The 875-nt window shown below is 55.3% G+C and carries 1 protein-coding gene; it reads left to right on the top strand.

Annotated elements, in window-relative coordinates:
* Window positions 1-875, top strand: an 875-nt coding sequence (locus ABRS97_RS28035; RefSeq protein ID WP_367819459.1) for a transposase, incomplete at its 3' end; no start/stop codon positions are given.

Raw genomic sequence — 875 nt, 5'->3', positions numbered from 1 at the left:
ATGAAAGCCGTCTATGGACTCGAAGACACGGGCGGTTACGGCTGGGCGTTCGGGTTGTTCCTCATCCAGCATAACCAATGGGTGAAGTCGATCAATCCGGCGTTCTCCAGCGCAAAAAGGAAAGGCTTCGCGACCGTCCACAAAAGCGATTCGTGGGACGCGGAATGCGTGGCGCGTGTGCTGCGCGACGACCTTCCCTGCCTGCCGGATTTCAAGCCCGACGAGCATTATTGGGTGATGCGCCAACTGTCTACAAGGCGCAGAGGCATTAGCAAAAACTTGTCCGCTGCCCTGCATCAACTGCACGTGCAGCTCAGCTACACGTATCCGAGCTACCGCCGCTATTTCAGTGAAATTGACGGCAAAACGGCGCTGGCATTCTGGCGCACGTTCCCTTCTCCGCGCCATCTGGAAAAGATAACGCTAGAGGAGTTTACCAAGTTCCTCCGCAAGCAAAGCAATTATGCCTGCTCTACCAAGAAAGCGGAGAAGATTCTGCGGTGCGTAGCCGAAGACGGCACGGGAAGCGTGCAGTACCTGGAAGAAAAGGAATTCATCATCCGCAGCCAAGTGGAACAAATTCGTTTCTACCAGAACGAGCAGGAACAGCTTGATGCCAAATTGAAGCTCATGCTGGAGCAAATTGGCTGCCAATTGCACACGATCACGGGGGTAGATGTGGTGACTTCCGCCGAGCTTGTGTGCGAGATCGGCGATGTTTCAAGGTTCGCCAGCAGCGACAAGCTGGCGAGATACGCAGGCATCGCCCCGATCTTCGCCGGATCGGGCGGCAAAGGCAAGTATTACAAAAGCAAGCAAGGCGACCGCAGCTTGCACGATATCTTCAAAGCGCTGGCGATCCGGCAGCTTGTCGT

Origin of the sequence: Paenibacillus tabacirhizosphaerae (assembly GCF_040812395.1) — a bacterium.
Taxonomy (GTDB): Bacteria; Bacillota; Bacilli; order Paenibacillales; family NBRC-103111; genus Paenibacillus_E.
This window is presented reverse-complemented; position numbering and strand designations above follow the sequence as displayed.